Origin of the sequence: Pseudorhizobium marinum, assembly GCF_000705355.1 — a bacterium.
In the GTDB taxonomy this organism is placed as follows: domain Bacteria; phylum Pseudomonadota; class Alphaproteobacteria; order Rhizobiales; family Rhizobiaceae; genus Neorhizobium; species Neorhizobium pelagicum.
Window position 1 is genome coordinate 1 of sequence record NZ_JMQK01000073.1, and the last position, 727, is coordinate 727.

Genomic DNA, 727 nt, shown 5'->3' on the forward strand with positions numbered 1-727 from the left:
GTGTCGATCTATGCCGTCCTCGCCTGGCTCTTCTGGATTCTGGCGGGCTACATGGTCCTGCAGATCCTGCCCGTCGCGAATCTCCTTCCGAGTTCCTGGCTCTATCTTCCGGGCGGCGTCGATCCGGGCACGCGCATCTCGCTCACGCCCGGCGACACCCTGCTCGGCCTGCTCCGCTGGCTGAGCTATGGCCTTCTGTTCTATCTCTGCCTCCAGATCGCCGCCAACAGTTCTCGATCGACGGCGTTCCTGAAGGTGCTGTTCTGGATCGTCGTCGCGCATGCGGCCTTCGGGCTTCTGCTGTTCTTCGAGTTCGAGGATGCCATCCTGTTCATCCAGAAATGGGCCTATCGCGGCTCGGCGACCGGCGGCTTCGTCAACCGCAACTCCTATGCCACCTTTCTGGCCATCGGTGCGGCGATCGGTGCAAGCCTCCTCGGCAACACCCTCTTTTGCCCGCGGGAAACGGGACGCCAAAGCCGGCTGGTGGAAACTCTCGAAGGCAAGAACGGCGTCATCGTCACAGTCGCCGGATGCCTCATCATCGGCGTCACGCTTGCCCTCACCACCTCGCGCATGGGATTTGCGGCGGCCGTCTGCGGTGTCGCAGTCGTCCTGCTTCTCTCCACCTGGCAGGGACAGCGGCACCTCAGCATCAGGGCGCTGTCGTTCGGCACGGTGGCTGTTGCCGCCCTGCTGGCGGCCCTGCTCTTCCTCTATGGCGGGA

1 pseudogene is annotated in these 727 nt (G+C 63.8%); it reads left to right on the plus strand.

Features of this window, described 5'->3' with window-relative positions:
* Positions 1-727 (plus strand): annotated as a pseudogene (locus EO99_RS27940) (hypothetical protein); the annotation flags it as partial.